The 1822-nt window shown below is 57.0% G+C and carries 2 protein-coding genes; both read left to right on the top strand.

What is annotated here, in order from left to right; all coding sequences use genetic code 11:
* Positions 1-803, top strand: an 803-nt coding sequence (locus tag WCA53_RS29335; RefSeq protein ID WP_423919438.1) for a LysR substrate-binding domain-containing protein, incomplete at its 5' end; no start/stop codon positions are given.
* A gap of 178 nt (positions 804-981) precedes the next feature.
* On the top strand, positions 982-1822 hold an 841-nt coding region (locus WCA53_RS29330), incomplete at its 3' end, for a dicarboxylate/amino acid:cation symporter (protein WP_423919433.1).

The following is a 1822-nucleotide window of genomic DNA, read 5'->3' as shown; positions in this document are numbered from 1 at the left end:
CACTTGAGCAGTGGGTTGGCGCGGACCTCATTGACCGCAGCAGCTTCCCTCCAACCCTGACGCCTGCCGGACAATTGTTTCGGGAAGCAGCGGTAGACATACTGGGGAAGCTATTTGATACGCGGGCCATCATTCGTATCGACCAACGCATGGCAGGCAAAGGCTTGCAGATTGCAGCGGGTCATACGATCGCGCTCAGTTTTCTGCCTGCGTGGTTGAAAGCGCTTACTGCACATTTCGGCGATATACGTGCCCGGGTGACGCCCACCAACGTCCACGACTCCATCCTGATGCTGGTGAACGGCAACTGTGAATTGATGTTTGCCTATCATCACCCGGAGCTTCCGCTTCATCTCGACCCGATCAGGTACGAGCATCTCGCAGTGGGGGTCGATGTACTGATGCCCGTCTGCCGGCCCAACCCACGTGGTGCGCCCACGTTCCGGTTGCCGGGAACGGCGGCCCATCCATTGCCCTTGATTTCGTATACACAAACCAGCTATTTTGGCCGCTGCCTTGTACTTCTTTTGAATCGAGTCGATACGAGCCCAGCGTTGCGACCTCATTACGAGTCCGACATGGCCGAGGTTCTCAAGAAACTGGTCCTGGAAGGCGAAGGGGTAGCCTGGCTTCCAAAGAGCTCGATCGTAGCCGAGCTTGACACGGGCGAACTGGTGCCAGCGGGCCGGGACGCATGGAATGTTGAAGTCGAACTTCGCGTCTATCGCGATGCTTCGAATCGCAATGAATTCCTGGATACGCTTTGGGGGCACATTCGTGCTGCGTCGCAGATTGAAAATTAGGGGTTATCCCGCGTTATGCGAGCCTCGCATATCCCCATGCAGGACCCGCATTGAGTCCTGTTTGATCATCTCTATGATCCGTTCATACACTGAAACGCCGCCCGACTAACGGCGTTTTGCCCTCTGCCAGCGCCGTGGTCACTTCAGACCCGTGTGCGCCTTCCTCGGACTGATGGAAATGAAAAACCGCCTTACTTTCTATATTCTGCTCGGCATGGTGCTCGGCGTGATTGTCGGTTACATCTGCCATCGGAGTGTCGCAAACGCGGCAGAAGCGAAGACAATCGCAGACTACTTCTCGATCGTTACCGATATCTTCTTGCGCCTAGTGAAGATGATTATCGCGCCGCTCGTCTTCGCCACGCTGGTGTCCGGGCTCGCCGGAATGGAAGGGACGAGTGACGTGCGCAGAATCGGGCTCAGGTCGGTGGGTTGGTTCTTGTGCGCGTCGCTTTGCTCGCTCGCGCTTGGCCTCGTCCTTGCAAATGTCCTCCAGCCCGGCGCTGGCTTGCACATGACGCAGACGAGTTCCGACGTTGCCACCGGTCTCAACACGGCGGGTCTGAACTTCAAAGACTTCGTCACCCATGCGTTTCCTGCCAGCATCATTGATGCGATGGCTCGAAATGACATCCTGCAAATCCTCGTCTTTTCTGTCTTGTTCGGGATGGTCCTGAGTGCCATCAAACAGGACCCGCGTGTCGCACCGCTGATCGCCTGCATCGATGCGCTCGTACCCGCAATGCTGAAGCTGACCGACTATGTGATGAAACTCGCACCCCTTGGTGTATTCGCCGCCCTTGCATCCGCGATCACCGTGCATGGGCTGGATGTTCTAACCACCTATGGAAAGCTCGTCGGGAGCTTCTACCTCGGCCTCGTGCTGCTGTGGGTTTTCCTCATCCTCGTCGGTCACATCTTTTTGGGCAAACCGATCTGGAGGTTGCTCAAAGCGGTTCGCGAGCCCGCGATGCTCGCCTTTTCGACCGCGAGCAGTGAGGCGGCTTATCCGGTCCTGA

Origin of the sequence: Caballeronia sp. (genome assembly GCF_049581465.1) — a bacterium.
In the GTDB taxonomy this organism is placed as follows: Bacteria; Pseudomonadota; Gammaproteobacteria; order Burkholderiales; family Burkholderiaceae; genus Caballeronia.
This window is presented reverse-complemented; position numbering and strand designations above follow the sequence as displayed.